The organism is Sphingomonas caeni (genome assembly GCF_026013415.1).
Classification (GTDB): Bacteria; Pseudomonadota; Alphaproteobacteria; order Sphingomonadales; family Sphingomonadaceae; genus Sphingomonas; species Sphingomonas caeni.
On sequence record NZ_JAPDOK010000003.1, the window covers coordinates 52931 to 68260 of the forward strand.

At 64.0% G+C, this 15330-nt stretch carries 19 protein-coding genes; 8 read left to right on the top strand and 11 right to left on the bottom strand.

What is annotated here, in order from left to right; translation table 11 throughout:
• The first annotated feature begins 8 nt into the window (after positions 1–8).
• The 3 genes from qatD (at position 9) to OF829_RS08950 (ending at position 4146) form a co-directional block, all read left to right on the top strand.
• Entirely contained in the window at positions 9–758 is a 750-nt protein-coding gene (qatD, locus tag OF829_RS08940) for a Qat anti-phage system TatD family nuclease QatD (RefSeq protein WP_264939667.1), read from the top strand.
• 92 nt (positions 759–850) lie between these two features.
• Positions 851–1987: a Fic family protein gene (locus OF829_RS08945; protein WP_264939668.1), complete on the top strand. Its 1137-nt coding sequence runs from the start codon at positions 851–853 to the stop codon at positions 1985–1987.
• On the top strand, positions 1984–4146 hold the full coding sequence (locus tag OF829_RS08950; RefSeq protein ID WP_264939669.1) for a CHAT domain-containing protein: 2163 nt from the start codon (positions 1984–1986) through the stop codon (positions 4144–4146). The genes OF829_RS08945 and OF829_RS08950 overlap by 4 nt, the downstream gene beginning before the upstream one ends.
• Here OF829_RS08950 and OF829_RS08955 read toward each other — a convergent pair.
• Positions 4143–4355, bottom strand: a complete 213-nt coding sequence (locus OF829_RS08955; protein ID WP_264939670.1) for a helix-turn-helix domain-containing protein — start codon at positions 4353–4355, stop codon at positions 4143–4145. The genes OF829_RS08950 and OF829_RS08955 overlap by 4 nt on opposite strands.
• A gap of 156 nt (positions 4356–4511) precedes the next feature.
• Here OF829_RS08955 and OF829_RS08960 point away from each other — a divergent pair, with 156 nt between their 5' ends.
• The 4 genes from OF829_RS08960 (at position 4512) to OF829_RS08975 (ending at position 6299) form a co-directional block, all read left to right on the top strand.
• The gene (locus OF829_RS08960; protein WP_264939671.1) at positions 4512–4667 is read left to right on the top strand and encodes a hypothetical protein; all 156 of its coding nucleotides are present in this window, start codon (positions 4512–4514) and stop codon (positions 4665–4667) included.
• Positions 4668–4724: 57 nt separating this feature from the next.
• The gene (locus OF829_RS08965; RefSeq protein WP_264939672.1) at positions 4725–4952 is read left to right on the top strand and encodes a hypothetical protein; all 228 of its coding nucleotides are present in this window, start codon (positions 4725–4727) and stop codon (positions 4950–4952) included.
• 11 nt (positions 4953–4963) lie between these two features.
• The gene (locus OF829_RS08970) at positions 4964–5839 is read left to right on the top strand and encodes a hypothetical protein (RefSeq protein WP_264939673.1); all 876 of its coding nucleotides are present in this window, start codon (positions 4964–4966) and stop codon (positions 5837–5839) included.
• Between the two features lie 244 nt (positions 5840–6083).
• Positions 6084–6299, top strand: a complete 216-nt coding sequence (locus OF829_RS08975; protein WP_264939674.1) for a hypothetical protein — start codon at positions 6084–6086, stop codon at positions 6297–6299.
• A 21-nt stretch (positions 6300–6320) separates the two neighbouring features.
• Here OF829_RS08975 and OF829_RS08980 read toward each other — a convergent pair whose 3' ends face one another.
• The 10 genes from OF829_RS08980 to OF829_RS09025 form a co-directional block, all read right to left on the bottom strand.
• Positions 6321–6578 carry a hypothetical protein gene (locus OF829_RS08980; RefSeq protein ID WP_264939675.1) on the bottom strand — a complete coding sequence of 86 codons (258 nt, stop codon included), beginning with the start codon at positions 6576–6578 and terminating at the stop codon, positions 6321–6323.
• Entirely contained in the window at positions 6575–6961 is a 387-nt protein-coding gene (locus OF829_RS08985; RefSeq protein WP_264939676.1) for a hypothetical protein, read from the bottom strand. Before OF829_RS08985 ends, OF829_RS08980 begins: the two co-directional genes overlap by 4 nt.
• A gap of 15 nt (positions 6962–6976) precedes the next feature.
• Positions 6977–7291, bottom strand: a complete 315-nt coding sequence (locus tag OF829_RS08990) for a hypothetical protein (RefSeq protein ID WP_264939677.1) — start codon at positions 7289–7291, stop codon at positions 6977–6979.
• Complete coding sequence (locus OF829_RS08995; RefSeq protein ID WP_264939678.1) at positions 7231–9123, bottom strand: type IV secretory system conjugative DNA transfer family protein; 1893 nt, start codon at positions 9121–9123, stop codon at positions 7231–7233. The genes OF829_RS08990 and OF829_RS08995 overlap by 61 nt, the downstream gene beginning before the upstream one ends.
• Positions 9124–9137: 14 nt before the next feature.
• Positions 9138–10412, bottom strand: coding sequence for a relaxase/mobilization nuclease domain-containing protein (locus OF829_RS09000; protein WP_264939679.1), 1275 nt, complete (start codon positions 10410–10412; stop codon positions 9138–9140).
• On the bottom strand, positions 10409–10852 hold the full coding sequence (locus tag OF829_RS09005; RefSeq protein ID WP_264939680.1) for a MobC family plasmid mobilization relaxosome protein: 444 nt from the start codon (positions 10850–10852) through the stop codon (positions 10409–10411). The genes OF829_RS09000 and OF829_RS09005 overlap by 4 nt, the downstream gene beginning before the upstream one ends.
• Before the next feature lie 329 nt (positions 10853–11181).
• The gene (locus OF829_RS09010) at positions 11182–12837 is read right to left on the bottom strand and encodes a recombinase family protein (RefSeq protein WP_264939681.1); all 1656 of its coding nucleotides are present in this window, start codon (positions 12835–12837) and stop codon (positions 11182–11184) included.
• Complete coding sequence (locus tag OF829_RS09015; protein ID WP_264939682.1) at positions 12834–13247, bottom strand: DUF2924 domain-containing protein; 414 nt, start codon at positions 13245–13247, stop codon at positions 12834–12836. Before OF829_RS09015 ends, OF829_RS09010 begins: the two co-directional genes overlap by 4 nt.
• Positions 13248–13249: 2 nt before the next feature.
• On the bottom strand, positions 13250–13762 hold the full coding sequence (locus OF829_RS09020) for a DUF3489 domain-containing protein (protein WP_264939683.1): 513 nt from the start codon (positions 13760–13762) through the stop codon (positions 13250–13252).
• 382 nt (positions 13763–14144) lie between these two features.
• A complete protein-coding gene (locus OF829_RS09025; protein ID WP_264939684.1) occupies positions 14145–14441 on the bottom strand; it encodes a helix-turn-helix domain-containing protein in 297 nt (98 codons plus the stop codon).
• Between the two features lie 79 nt (positions 14442–14520).
• On the opposite strand from OF829_RS09025, the gene OF829_RS09030 reads away from it, so the two are divergent.
• Positions 14521–15312 carry an 8-oxoguanine DNA glycosylase gene (locus tag OF829_RS09030; protein WP_406701423.1) on the top strand — a complete coding sequence of 264 codons (792 nt, stop codon included), beginning with the start codon at positions 14521–14523 and terminating at the stop codon, positions 15310–15312.
• Positions 15313–15330: the final 18 nt, after the last annotated feature.

Below are 15330 nucleotides of genomic sequence, written 5' to 3' on the forward strand. Positions count from 1 at the left end.
GAGACCGCATGCCCTCCGGTCTCGTAGATTTCCATTGCCATCTCGATCTCTATCCCGATCACGTCGCGGCTATCAAACAATGTGAGGCGGACGGCGTTTTCACGCTCGCGGTTACCACCACCCCCAAAGCCTGGGCGAGGAATCATGAACTGGCTGCCCCGACCCGCCATGTGCGGGCCGCCCTCGGCCTCCATCCGCAATTGGTCGGGGACCGTGCCCACGAGATAGCGCTGTGGGAGGAACTGCTTCCTCATACCCGCTATGTCGGTGAAGTCGGACTGGATGCCGGACCTCGCTTTTATCAGTCCTTTGAGAAGCAGAAGGCGGTCTTCGCGCGCGTCCTCGCACTGTGCGCGGAAGCCGGCGATAAGATACTTACCGTCCATAGCGTCAGGGCCACCAAGATCGTGCTCGACATGATCGAGCAGCACATGCCGCCCGAGCAGGGGCGCGTCGTGCTCCACTGGTTTACGGGAACGCCGTCTGAAGCGAAGCGCGCGGTCGATCTGGGTTGCTATTTTTCAATCAACGCCGAGATGCTGATCGGCGAAAAGCGGAGAGCGTTGGTCGAAAATTTGCCCCGGGAAAGACTACTTACCGAAACCGATGGCCCGTTCACCCGGACAGGCGGTAGGCCCGCTAGACCCAGCGATGTGCTCCTCGTGGTGGACGAACTAGCTCGAATGCATGGTTTCGCGTTGCGGGAGGCCGAGGCTATGATCCTCGGTAATCTGAAGACGCTCTTGTCAAGCGGTTAGCAGCCCTCGCGTGCGCGTGCCGATGCATAGAGGCTAGTTTTATAGCTCAAAATATGGCATCATATGAGTTATAGGAAGGCTCTCTATAACTCATGAAGTGGAATTGGCAGCACGCGGATTGGCCGCGCTTCGATTGGGATGCCGCCGCGCTGGCGGCACTCGAAGCGCGTTTCCTACGCAACGCAGGGGAGCAACTCGGTTCGATCAAGCATGTTGGCGATGAGGATCGGAAAGCGATCCTCATTGACATGATGACCGGCGAAGCCCTCAAAACCTCCGAGATCGAGGGCGAGCTGCTAAATCGCGAGAGCGTCCAATCCTCCTTGCGCCGTCAGTTCGGCATGGAAACCGACCATCGCCGCGTCCCGCCCGCCGAGGCGGGGATCGCGGAGATGATGGTCGATCTCTATCGCGACTTCGCGGAGCCACTGGCGCACGAGACGTTGCACCGCTGGCATCGCATGATCGTGAACGGTCGTCACGATCTGAAACGGGTGGGTGCCTACCGCACGCACGAGACGCCGATGCAGGTCGTGTCCGGCTATCTGCACAAGCCCAAGGTGCATTTCGAGGCGCCGCCGTCTAGCGACGTTGACCGCGAAATGGATGCGTTCGTCGCGTGGTTCGCGAGCAGCGCGCCGGACGGCGCGCGTCCCATGCCCGCGCTGACGCGCGCGGGATTGGCTCACCTCTATTTCGTGAGCATCCATCCCTATGAGGACGGCAACGGACGCATCGCGCGCGCGCTCGCCGAAAAAGCGCTCGCGCAGGCCGTGGGGCAGCCGAGCTTGCTCGCCCTCTCGCACACGATCCAAAGGCGGCGCGCGGACTATTACGACGCGCTCGAGCGCAACAACAAAGGGCCGGCGGTCGGTGACTGGCTTGGCTATTTCGCCGAGACGGCCCTTGAAGCGCAGGCCTACACGCAACGCCTGATCGACTTCCTGATCGCCAAGACGAAGCTCTATGACCGCGTGCGGGACCAGCTTAACGAGCGGCAGGCGCGCGCCGTCGCCCGGATGTTCCGCGAGGGACTCGACGGGTTCAAGGGTGGCTTGAGCGCCGCGAACTATATCACCATCACGAAGGCATCGCGTGCCACCGCAACACGCGACCTGGCTGATCTTGTGAGTAAGGGTGTACTCGTGTCGAGCGGCACGCTCAGACACACGCGCTATGCGCTCAATCTCAGCGACACGCTCTTTGGTGCTGACGGCGGAACCGCGTGACGCCCTTTACCGAAATCATCTACGCCTTTGCGATCCCCTCCTGGGATCCTCGCCACGTCACGCCTTTTCAGGGTTTCGCGCCGGGCTTGGTATCGGCTGCGGCGCTGCTTCCGATCATCGTCGACCTCCCGAGCGACATTCTCGAACTCACGATGGAGCCGCTTGATCGCCTTGCGCGGCGACGAGCGGGCGCAGGCAGCTTGTTCTGGTCGCCCGTCAATATCGAGACGCTCATTCGGTACCGAAAGCCGACACCGCAACAGCCGTTTCTAGTTGTGATCAGCGCCGAGGCAGAGATCGCGCGGCGTGTGGCGGCATGGCGACGCAATCTCCGCCTGCGACCTCTTCACATCAGCGCGACCCAGATTGGTGGCGCGATTCCGCCCAACGAACTGACCGTCGAGCGTCTCCAAACCTACTGCCGAAACGCCCTGAGGCAGGCGCGGCAAATTAGCCGACATCTCGACATCGCGGACCACGCGGCGGCGATAGAGGCATGGCAGCCGACCGAAGAACGTCCCACCAGTCTACGCCTCCACTCTCATAATGTCGTTGTCCCGAATCAAATGGTTCTTATGGCCGCCGGTGAGACACCGGCGTCCGGTGAGGACGGGCATCTCAACGTCTCGCCGCAGGACGATTATATCGACGGCATCACGGAATCGGCGCAAGCGGTCCTAAACCTTCAAGGCGAGATCGGCGGTCGCGTGGCCAACCTCTTGAATCCGCCGCAACCGGACGTGACACTTCTTGCGCCGGCGATGTTTCCGGAAGTGCTTTCGACGCTCAGTGCCGGGCCCTTTCCGCCGGGTGCAAAGAAGGCATTGCGCGCGCTCGATAGGCAACGCCGCTACACCATGGAAATCCCGATGGAGGAAGGCGAGATCGACGAGATCGGTCCCTTCCTATCGATGCGCGGCGCGGAGCTGAAACTTCAATCCATGGCCGTTGGGCTGAGAACCGCCTCAACGATCTCCGCCACGATACGATTGCCGCCCGTCCTGAACCGGACGGCGGGCGTCGTCGGGCAGCTCGCGCGACATCTGCGTCACTATGACGATCCACCCGACATCAAGACAGCCCGCGTGTTCAAGGCGGTTCAGGACGCTCTGCTAGATGCCGTTCCTCCCGCTCACCTCGACCTGATCAAGCAATCCGAGACGGGCATCAAAATCATCGGCAACGCCCCGCTGGAATGGCTGCCGGTGGACGGCCTGCCGCTCGGGATACGCTCTGACGTTTCACGCATCAACGCGACGCCGGGCAACGTGCTGATCGAACAGCTCCGCTCGATGCCGCCGCTCTATATCCCACCGGAGCAGTTCAAGAGCTATCTCGTCGTTTCGATGTTCGAGGCGGACGACAACATCGCTCATTTCGTGCGGCGGAGCTTGGAGATTCTACCCGACGCAGAAGGCGGCCAGATCACCGGAACGCATGTCGCGGCGCGGACGGTCGATGAATTCGTGGCAGCGGTCAACGCCTATACCGGACCGATCCTCATCGTCGATAGCCACGGCACCCACCCCAACAACCCGAACATCGGCGGCCTCGTCATCGGCGGCGACGTGGTCAACGCATGGGATTTGAAGGATCGGCTGACAGCCCCGCCGATCGTGGTGCTCAGCGCGTGCGACACGCATCCCTTCGACCGTTCCCACGCGACCGCCGCCAACGGCTTTCTCGCATGCGGCGCGCGGGCCGTTCTGGCGACCGTTCTACCCATCGGCGCCCGGGACGGAGCTGTATTTCTCAATCGATTGATGCGGCGCGCGATCACGTTCGGCGACATCATGAATCGCATGGGCCGGTCGGCCCCTTGGACCAACATCGTCGGCGGTGCCCTGCGCATGCAACTCGCGAGCGACATCGTGCGCGGCCTCGTCGCGCGTGACTTGCTGCCCGCAGATCAGGCGAACGATGTTCAGCTTCAGGCGAACATGGACATCAACACGCCGCGGCCCGATTGGCTGGACCGTTTGGCCGAGCGTTGCCAAGATGTCGGGGGATTCGAAGCCGCGCGCTGGCAAGCCACCTACAGCGATATTCTCGCCGCCTCAGATGTCATTCGTTATGTGAATCTCGGTAATCCTGAGAGCATCCTGATCGCCGACGAACGGGTCGTGCAGCGAGCGATGGAACAGGCGGACGCCGCTTAGCGAAGCAGCTCCATCGCGGCGATCTTCAATCCCTTGGCTATGGCGAACAGGGCTTTCACGCCGACATTGCGCTCGCCGCGCTCGATCCCTCCGATATAGTTGCGGTGCAGGCCGGACAGGTCGGCCAGCTCTTCCTGGCTGAGGCCGCGCTCCATCCGCAGCCGCCGCACGTTGCGCCCCAGCGCCAGCAATTCCTCCTCCGCGTTCACGAAACCAGCGTCGGGCGGCGGGCCTTAAACCTCTACCCACGATCAGTGTGATCCATTGCAAATGCGACACTGATCGTGTTCATCGCGCATACACACGATCAGTGTGATTCTTCCGGTGCGGTCCAAGGGCGGGCCGCTCAGCGAGGAGTAAACGCGATGAGTTCCAATCCGGCAGGACAGTATGGCGCGCAGCGCCCCGGCCTCTCGCAGCAGGATTTCATGCAGCGGGGCATGAACCATGATCAGGCGAACGAGGCGGCAGCAGCCGCGCGCCGCGCGCAGGAGCAGCGCACCAAGAACGGCGGCTACTGACCGCATCGGGGCGCTCGGTCTTTCGGGCCGGGCGCTCCCTTTTTCAGGGGAACGGGCATGACGCATTTCTGGATGATGGGGGCGGCGCTCGCCGGGTTGGCGATGACGCCGCCCCAAACGCTTGAACAATGCAAGGCCAAGGCGCGGGCCGACCAGCTCGACTACAACAACCGTATCTGCGCGCACGAATGGTCCAGCCGCGTGCGGCGCGCCTGCGAGGACCGCGCCGCCACCGTCTATCTGCACGCGGTCGATCTCTGCGTCCGCGCCGCCACCAAGCGCTAGGGAGAACGGCCATGAATTTTCGACATCGCGCCCTCGCGACTGCCGCCGCCTTCGCGCTCCCCGCCGCTGCCGTCGCTTTCGCGCAATCCGGGGCCGACCCGTGGGCAGGCGAGTATCGCGGTCCGTTCGACGGCGGGCGCGGTGAAGTGAAGATCACCCGTGATCGCGAAACCGGCGACTACGCCGTCAATGTCGTGACGCTTGGCGAGGGAGGATGCTCGGGGGAGATCAACTCCGTGGCCGCGCCGACCGGGGCCACAATGACGCTGCGCGTCTTCAACCCCGGCGACCAGTCGGTCTGCAAAGTCACACTTGCGAAGACGGGTGGCACGCTACGCGTCAGCGAAACGGGTTGCGCTGCCATGCACGGCATGTCGTGCGGTTTCTCCGGCACCGCGACCCGGCGGAGCGCACCGGCTGCGCCGATCGCGCGACCTTTCGCCAAACCCGCCGCCGCTGCTCCTCGCGCGGAGCGCGTGTCGGGGACGTGGTGGAACCCGCCGAGCAACCTGACCTCGGTGGGCCTTGTCGACAGCACGGGCGACTTGGATTTCACGATGTTCTACGCGAGCTGCGACCGCTCCAGACAGACCGTGTGGCTCGTCCGCCACGCGATGAAATCCAAACCGCGCGACACGGTCTTGCACTTGGCCATCGACGGCAAGCCATTCGACGTGCGGGGCGAGGTTGGCGAGGACATGGAGAGCGGCGGCTACGACCTTTCCGCCGACACGTTCTACGGCGCGCCCGTCCTGGACGCGCTGGCGCACGCCAAGACGCTGCGTGTCACCGCTGGCGGCTACAGTCTTGACCTGCCGACGACCGGGCTGCGGGCGGCGTTCCTGTCCTTCCGTGTGCATTGCGGGTTCCCGCCCACGGGCGGCTAGAAAGGGCCGGGTGGGGTCAAATCGTCCTGCGATCTGCGCCGATCATCGCGGCTTCTTCATCGGGGATTTCTGGCGGGGGACCGGCGGCGATCAACCCGGCTCGCTTCCGCGCCTTCGGCTTGTGCAGCTCCGCCCCGTTCCGGCGCGTGTTCCACGCGGGGTGTGATCGCTGCCTCCCTGTCCCCCGCAATCTCCTCCCCATGAAGCCGCGGAATGGTCTGCGGCGGACACCAAGGAGGACGACATGAGCGCACAAGCTTCCATTTTCTCCCGCAAGCCGACCCACCGGCTGTTCAACGTCACCGGAGACGGCGACAACGCCTTCTGGCGCGAGATCGGCGCGGCCTGGCAGCACAAGGACGGCAAGGGTTTCTCGATCGATTGCGGCCTCGTGCCGCTGACCGGGCGCATCGTGATGCGCGAAGCGAAAGAGCCGAAGGAAGTCGGGGCGCGCGCTTAGCGCGCCCTATTTCGCCGCGTCCTAGCGTTCGCGGTCGCGCCAATAGTCGTTGGCCGGAAAGTTGCCCCAGTAGAAGCCCTTCCTGACGCGACGATCGATGGAGGACGACCGGGTGCCATTCAGCATGGCGCTCAGACGCTTGTCCGCATGGGCGTGTTGGAACGTCACCACATGGTCGCCCCGATCCGGTTCGTCGGCGCGGGGCCGAAGCGCGAATGGCTTCCTCCTGCTGACGCCGGGCTTGCTCTCGTTGGCGGGCTTGTTGATGCTGACCATCACCGATCACGGCCCTTGCTCTTCTCAGGCGACCGCACGAGCGGTTTGAATATGCGTTTTGCCCCGCCGAACTCCGCGCGATATTTCTCCACCACCTCTCTCGCGGCAATCGCTTTGAGAGTCGGGATCGTGAATTTTATCAGCGACAGGCGACTGGCTTCCGCGCGAAGGCTGGGATTGGCGTTAAGCACCCTGCTAATACCGCGCGCATATTCGCGGTCCGCTTGCGTGGGCAGCCGCCTGCCAAGCGCCGAACCGCACGCGTCCAAGACGCATTGGGTCGAGACATATGGACGGTTGCCGATATGGCGAGCCACCGTTTCCAGAGCGCGCTCCCGCTTGAAATGGCTCATCCCTTCTAGCCGTTCGAAATATCCTTTGCCCATCTCAACTTCCTCCAATTAGCGATCACGGGTCCGACTCTTGTCCGGCGACCGCACCAGCGGCTTGAACTCGCGCTTTTCACCGCGATCCGGCGTCTCGAATTTCCTCGCCTCCATCCATCGCTTCGCCTCCGCCGCGAGCCGCGACCCCGCCATCCCCGGCGGCGCGAGCTGCGGGTGCGGAATGAACACCGTGCGCGGCGGCGGCGGCACGCGCTGGACGTTGTCCTTGTCGCGGGGCTGGGGTTGGTCTGCCGCCAGCCGGAACGGTCTCACGCTCTCTCCACGAGTGAGATTGAAGCGCTTGAGGGAAGGATCGCGGGAATCGGACATGTCGGTTCGCTCCGTTGCTCAAGGTGAAGGTTGCGCCCGAGAAGCTTCAGCTTTGGATCGTCGAACCACGGCAGGCGCTGCGCGAGGATCGGGTTGTGGTTTTCGATCAGGACGAGCTGGCGGCCTCGGTCGAGGCGGGCCAGCTCGTCGGGAAAGGCGAGCTTCCGCTGGACATGCGACCATGTGGTCGAGGTGCCGGACGTGGAGGAGCAGCCGTCCTTGGTCCAGGTGGTCGAACGGCTGAACGTCATGCTCAGGTTCGTCACCGTCGCCTGACCGCACAGCGCCGAGAAATACTCGGACGACAGGCGGTCCCGGCTCCCGAAATACTGCACCGCGCCCGCGTTCGAGATGAACGTCTCCCAGCCCTCGCCGTACAGGTCGCGGAGCTGCGTTGCGTCCTGCACGACGCCCCAGAGCTGCATCCCATACCCGGCCATGAGCCCATACGCCGTCTTGATCGCGGCGAGACGGCCCAGCGACGCCAGCTCATCGAGCATGAACAGGATGGGCTTGTCGGGCTGGATTTCGATGTTGCGCGCATTGACCGTGAGCGCCTGTTGGATCAGCAGGCGCAGCCAGCGCGAGAAGGTCTCCAGCCGGTCGCTCGGCAGCACGAGATAGACGGTGATCTTTCTTGCCTTCAACTCCGCGAAATCGAAATCCGACGCGGACAGGCTGTCGAGAAGGCGTGGGCTGTCGAGAAAATGCGTGTGCGCCTGCGCCGACGACACCACGCTCGCCAGCAGCTTCTCGTCCTTCTGGAGCGAGCGTGCGCCCGCGCTGGCGACGACACGATGCGGCGACTCGTACATCCTCTGGAACAACGCCGGCATATCCTCGCCGTCGAGCAGCAGAAGCTCGCGCACCCGGCCCAGATGGCGCGACCCGGCTTCCTCGGCGTCGGTCGCCACGTAGAGGATGAGGCCGTGCAGGAGCGCCTTGGCTTCCTCGTTCCAGAACGGATCGCCCGCGCCCTCCTTGGCGACGAGCGCGTCTGCGAGGATCATGGCGTTCTCGGCCATGTCGGGATCACCCGGCACGAGCCAGTCGAGCGGGTTGAACCGGGAAATCCCGCCGCCCCACCCGGCGGCGATGCCCCAGGGATCCACCACGTGGATTTCTTGGCCCATCGCGGCGCGCGCTTGCGCCGTGATGAGCGCGTTCTCGCCCTTCGGGTCGATGACGATAGCCGAGCCGCCGTAGATGAGGAGGTTCGGGACGATCATCGTCGTGCCCTTTCCCCAGCGCGTCGGCGCGAAGGTGAGCAGGTGGCGGTCGCCGTTGTAGCGCAGCGTCTCTAGCCCGGCGCCTTCATCGGCGACGAAACCGACCATCAGCCCGTCGCCGCCGATAAGGCCCCGCAGGCGCAGATAGTCGAAGGTGGCCCATTGGGCAGAACCGTGCACCGTGGAGGGCGGGAGCGACGGCTCTGCGAACCAGTCAATGCGATACAGCCCCAGCGAGAAACCTGCGGCTGACAGGAGCGCGACCGCATACCCCCGCGCGTCAAACAGGTATGCCTGACAGAACGCCGAAACGAGGTGCACGGCCACGCTCAGAAGAGCGGACTTCAGTTTCCGGGATGGGGTGAATCTGTCTCGCCACCGGCGGCCCAGCGCGTACCACGCAACCGGCATGGCCCATGCGATAAGGGTCGGCGCGGTGAAGACAGCCAGATACCACCACAGCGGGAGGTCGTACCAGAAATCGGGCCGAGCACTGATGCGGGCGAATAACGTGCAAGCCAACTCGCAGAGGATCAGGAGCGCAGCCGCCCAGATTGTGAACTCGCGGGGGCGCTTCGATTTGCCGGACAATCTGGCGGTCATGTCTTCCTCCACATTCAGGGGGTGAGCTGGGGCGCGTGCCCGCGGGCGCGGGTTTCAGCGTCCCGCGTCTTGGGCGGCCTGAGGCGCCGCAGCGCGGCGACCGCCTCCCGCGTCATGACGCGCCGATCCTGCGCGTGCCGGGCGCGCATCGATCCGATCCGCATCTGGCTCGCCCGGCGCTGTTCCAGATGCGCCCGCACGAGCGCGTCGCGTTCGGCGCGGTCCCGCTTCATAGCGTCGATTGTCTCGGCTTCGTTGGCGCGTGTCAGTTCGCGCCGCCGCCCGGTGATCGCGTCCCACAGGCCGGCAAGACCCTTGCGGAAGCGCGCGGCGCGGTCGCGCGTCTCACGCTCCCGGCGCTCTTTCTGCGCCGCGTCCAGATTGTCGCGTTCAGCGCGCTGGACGAGGACGATGCGCCGCAACTCTTCGCGGGGGGCTTCCAGTTCGCGGGCGTGGCGCTCGCGCAGCGCGCCATGGAAATCGCGGAGCTGTTCGGTCATGCGCAGCGCGAGGTCGCGCTTCACATCGGCGACGCTCCGCAGCGCGTCCGGTGCGCCGAGCTTGGCGGCGACTTCCTTCGCCTTTATCCCCGCCCAGCGCGAAATGGGGTACACGTCGCCGTTGGTATCGATGGCGACGAAGCCGCGCCGGTCGCCTTGCGCCAAGAAATAGCCGCGCTCTTCGAGCGCCGCGCTCAGCGCTTTCGCGGAATCGGAACGCGCCCAGGCGTCGCGGATGGCGTCCTTGATCTCGCGCGGATCGACGCCATTCCGTTTCGCCCGCTGCCATTCCTCCAGTGTGAAGTTGAGTGGGCTCTTGCCGCCGTTCGTGCGCAGCCCGTCCGGCAGCATCCATCCGTGTTCGAGGTACAGCTCGCGCGAAAGGTCGGTTAGCCTACGCTTGAAATGCGGGAGGTTGATCGCCCGCATCGCCTCGGCGTCGATGCGCGACCACACGACATGCGCGTGCCGCCGCCCCTCCTTTTCGTGGAACACCATAGCACGCGGCTGACCTTCGAGGCCGAGGCGCTTCTCCGCCTCATCCGCCGCCCGCTCGAACTCTTCCTCGCCGACGACCGCGCCCTTGGGCGGGTTCAGGCTCAGCGAGAACATGAACTGCGTGCATTTCGTACCGCGCGAAATGGCGTAGCTTTCCGCCAGCGCGCCATGCAGATCGTCGGCGGCAAACCCGCGCAGCTCGTGGACGCAGACATGCTCGTTGTCGCGCCTACTGAGTAAATGGGCTGCCAGTTGGGCGGACCCGGCCCGTTGCGATCCCTTGAGTATCACCGCTGGCGCTCCCTGCTGTCAGCGTCGGCAAATGCTTGGCGTGGGGGTGCGGTGCTTGGGGCGGGCGTCGGGCTTTTCGATCCCAGCGCCGTCATCAGCATCAGGCGCATCGCCCGGATGTCCGCGCAGGCGGCGGCGAGCGCGGTTGCGATTTCTTCGTCGCAATCAAGCGCTCCGATGTTGGCGGCGTGGGCGAGCTGGTTCAGGTTGCTCGCCATCCGGCTCGAGCCGAGGCGGGCAAGCAATTGCGCCAAAGTGCGCTCGTCGCGGACGGGTTTGCGGCTGCGGGCGGGCATCAGCACCACACCGTCACCGAAGAGCCGGGACTTGATGTAGGTGCCGAGCGGCTGGGCTCCGGCAGCCCGCTCAAGGCGGGCTCGCTCCTCGCGCGACAGGCGCAAGGAGAGAGGCGCGAGGCGCGAAGGGTTCGCGGCGCTCATGGCCTGGGCTTTGGGTTTGCGCCGCGAACGACTGTCAGGTCGAAGGCATTGAATAGTAAGGCGAGAGGATTAGGTGTACCACTAGTAGGACTGGGTGGCTGCCCGCCGCCCCAGCCAACCAGTCTGCCGGTGCAGAGAGTTTCCGCGGTCGCAACCGAAAGCCGCGCCGTTCCGCGGCACTCAGGGCGATAGTGCTAACCACGGAGACTGCGACAGCGTCCCGGATGTGAGGCTTTCGCGCCTTTTTCTCTGGAGGCCTTTTTGGAGGTTAGCACCTATACGGTGCGTTGGGGGCCGCGCTGGCCAAGATCATGCTGGCCGCGGGCGGATCAGCCGAGCAGCTTCTGCTGCTCTTCCCAGGAGGCCGGCACGCGGTTGGCCGTGAGCGTCTTCCCTGAGACACGCGCAGGCTGTTGCCCGGCCACGATCATTTCGACCAGGCGCGGCGAAAGGAAAGCGATGCCGATCACGTTCGCAAAGTACGTGCGAGTCACGCCCTCCTCTCGTGCAAGCGCCGCCGAGTGAATCTCGCCTGTTCGCAGTCGCGCCCACCAACGTCGCGCCTTCGCAATCAGATCGATGAGGGATTGATCGGGTGCGCCCGCGGTCGCGCTACGCCCATCGGTTTGTATGAAGCGCACAGCCTTGCCCGATCGCTTCAGCTTCGCCGCCAGATGGAGATCAACGGTCGCTGCGCTGGGCCCCGGCGTCAGCTTAAGAACTTCGGCGATCACCGGGACTGAAAGCGTCAACCTGATGCAATCCACTTCGATCCGGACGATCGATAGCAGAGCGCGGATCAGTTCAGACTCCCGCGCGCGAACCCGCTTTGCGACTGATGCGGCGCGCTTCCCAATTCCGCCAAGATCAACTGCATTGAGAGGCAATCCTGCCGTGGCGATGAGAGTGATCGGTTCGTCGAATGCCGAGGCGATGTGCTTCATTACCGCTGCCTCAAGTTCGCGCGCCGGGATGCGAACGCCACCACCCCGCAGTTCTTCATGGCGGTGATGGAGCGCGCGACTGACATAGTAGCGATACCGGCGATTGCCCTTGCAGGCATGGGTGGCAATCAACGGCTTGCCAGCGTCATCGACGATCAACCTGGCCAGCAGGCTTGGGTGCTCGACGCGCTTCCCCTGGCGCTGCCCCGGAACATGGTCGGCGAGCTGTTGCTGGACCTGATCCCAGAGAGCGCGGTCGATGATGGGCGGATGCTGGCCCGCATGGATCTCGCCTTTGTGGGAGATGTCACCGACATAGATCGGGTTCTTGAGCATCGAGTAGAGCTGCCCCCGGGAGAAGAGTCCGCCACCAAATATCCGTCCATCCGCGGTTTGCCGCTCAGGGGTGCGGACATCCTCGGCAGCTAAGCTGTCGATCAGCGCCCGGACCGTTCCGACCTCAAAATAGAGCTTGAAAACATGTTGGATGATCGCCGCATGCTCTTCTACAATCTCCAGCGTGCGACCCGCGGGCTTGTAGCCAATCGGCGGTGTACCACCCATCCACATGCCCTTGGCTTTGGATGCTGCGATCTTGTCGCGAATGCGCTCTGCGGTAACCTCTCGCTCGAACTGCGCAAACGAGAGCAGCATGTTGAGGGTGAGCCGCCCCATGCTGGTGGTCGTATTGAACGACTGGGTGATCGAGACGAACGACGTGCCAGCCGCATCGAAAGCCTGGACGAGCGTGGAGAAGTCGAGAAGCGAACGGGTCAGTCGGTCCACCTTGTAGACCACGACGATATCGATCTTGCCTGCGGTGATATCGGCAAGCAGGCGCTGAAGGGCAGGGCGTTCCAGCGTCCCCCCGGACAGACCACCGTCATCATACTCGTCGGGAAGCGGCGACCAGCCTTCACTGGCCTGACTCAGAATATAGGCGGCACATGCTTCGCGCTGGGCATGTAGCGAGTTGAAGCTCTGTTCGAGACCGTCCTCGCTGGATTTGCGCGTGTAGATTGCGCAGCGGACCTTCCTCATGCTGTAGCCTTCTGCTTGAGGCCGAAGAATTTCGGTCCCGACCACCGGGTGCCAGTTATCGCGCGCGCGACCTCGCTGAGGCTGCGCCAGGGACGACCGTTCCAGAGGATGCGGCCATCTTCTTCGATCGCGACGATATGCACGGCGCCCTGCCATTCGCGTGCGAGGCGGGTTCCGGGTGAGGTGGGGATATCGGCGCGCCTGCCGCTCCCGGGCTGATCCAAGCGCCGTCGAGCATCCCGCGACAGGTCACCCATCTTCTTTGCCTGCAACTCATACGCGACAGCGAGCCGCAGAAGTTCGTCGCTGATCTTTGGCACCGGACCGCGCGTCAGTACCTGCCACCGCGAACGGAGTTGCGCTGGCGACATCGTCGCCAGCGCCTCCACTTCCTCTTCGAGGCTAGCCATGATCAGGCCTTCACCGCCACCCGGTAGCAGGTCGCGTCGCCGCGCTTGCACTTCTCGATCTCATGGCCCTTCTTCCGCAGCCCGGTGAGTGCAGCGCGGGTGGTGTGCGGCAGCCAGCCGGTGGCGATGACGAGTTCGGCTAGTGTCGCGCCCTGCTCGCGTTGCAGCAATTCCAGCACCAGCCCTGCCTTGGTCTGCTTCGCAGGCACGGACGGTGGCTCGTTCGTTTCCGGCGCCCCAGCTATTGCGCCGCCGGTTTCTCCAAGCCCGATCGCCGTCCGGCCGACATCGGTGATGCGGGCACCGAGATTGATTTCGCCGTCGGCGCGCCAAGCCAGGGTGGCGTCCTGCACTTCGCCTTCCTCGGCGACGCCTGCCTTGATCATCGCGGTAATTGCCTTGCGGACCTTGTCTGCCTCGGCAGCCAGATTGTCGGGGAGCGGGATCAGGCTCCCATTGTCGCGCTGGGCGGCGGTCGAGAGCAGGATCAGCTGAGTGTCGTTGAGCTTGGTCATGATGGTGGTCCTTGTTCAGGCGAGCAGCACTGCGCCGCTCCCACCACCCAGAGCCCCGGCAGTCGCGCTGATCGGGGCGGCCGCCGGTCAGTCCCGGCCGCGATTCACACGAGCACCAATGCTCCGTTTGCGAGCGAAGTCGAATGGAATGTCGATCAGCGGGACAGTTCAGGCGACGGTCAGCCGCCGTTTGTGGTCAGTTCCTATTGAGGCCGAATTCTCTCGTGTGAAGGCGTTCCTTCGAGCTGGCCTCGAGCGCGATGATTTCGGTCGGTTCCAAGTCTGGGGAGGTGCGCTGGAGAATGCTGAAGCGCAGGTTCACCGGGTCGGTGTGGCGAAGCTCGGGATTCCCGCCATGACCGGTTTGTGCATAGACCCCTATTTACCGACCAGACTCCTCCGATTCCGCCAGTCCAACCAAATGCGTAAGTTCCATGCATTGCCGGCGGATCGACATCGCGAGTTGGTTGATGCGACGACTGGCGCTGTCGCCGATCGGCTTATGGCCGCCTTCGCTGAGCCAAGCCTCCATCCGCTCGGCTAGCTTGGCAGACAGCGGCGCGCGCCTGGTCAAGACCTTGCTGTAGTGACCTTGGGTGACCGCGAGCTCGTCGGCGATCTCAGTCTGCGACATCCTCTTGGCGCGCCGCGCCTGATCTACACTGAGTATCAAGTCCATCGTTGCGCCGCGCTGGAATGCATATTAGAATGCATATATGCATTCATTAAACTCATCGTCAACGCAGTCGGTGGTGGTGATGCACGGCGATCAGACCGTCGAGCGGCAGTTCCCTTCGCCTCATCAGCGGATCGCCGGTCACCGGATCGAATGGGGGCGCATCGAGGAGATCGGCAGCCCGGCCTACTGGTCGGCCCAATCATGGCTTTGGGAACTCGACGAGCCGGAGCACTATCGACTTGGCAGGACACTCCGCGAGGAGATCTTGGCTTGCCTACTCGGCGGGTATGGCATTCCCGCCGAGGTCGGCCTTGCAGCCTACCACCGCCTGCGTATTCTCTCGACGGACGAGCTTCGGGACGCCGACGTCGTCCGCGCCAATCTCACGCGGCCCCTCGAGATCCAGGGCCGACCCGTCCGGTACCGCTTCGCGAACCAGAAGTCCGGTTACATCGCCGCGGCCATGAGCGGCATGGAGGTTATATCGGAGGACCTCGACGATGTGACCCTGCGCGACCAACTGGTGGAACTCCCTGGGATAGGCCTGAAGACCGCGTCCTGGGTGGTACGCAACTGGCGCGGGAGCGACCAGGTCTCCATCCTGGACATACACATCATCCGGGCGGCGACGGGCCTCGGACTCTTCGAAAGTGGTTGGCAGGTCGGTCGGGACTATCGGCGCATGGAGAAAGCGTATCTCCGCTTCTGCTCGGCAATCGACGCCCGCGCCTCCATCCTCGACTCCGTGATGTGGATGACAATGCGCCAGTTACCATCATCGATCGCTCTAACCCTGAAGGCTCCGGCGCCGAGCACAACACAATCAAATCGGCGCGGAAAGTTCGACACGGGGCAGCTTCAGTTGGTATGAGCCCACCGATAGGTCGAT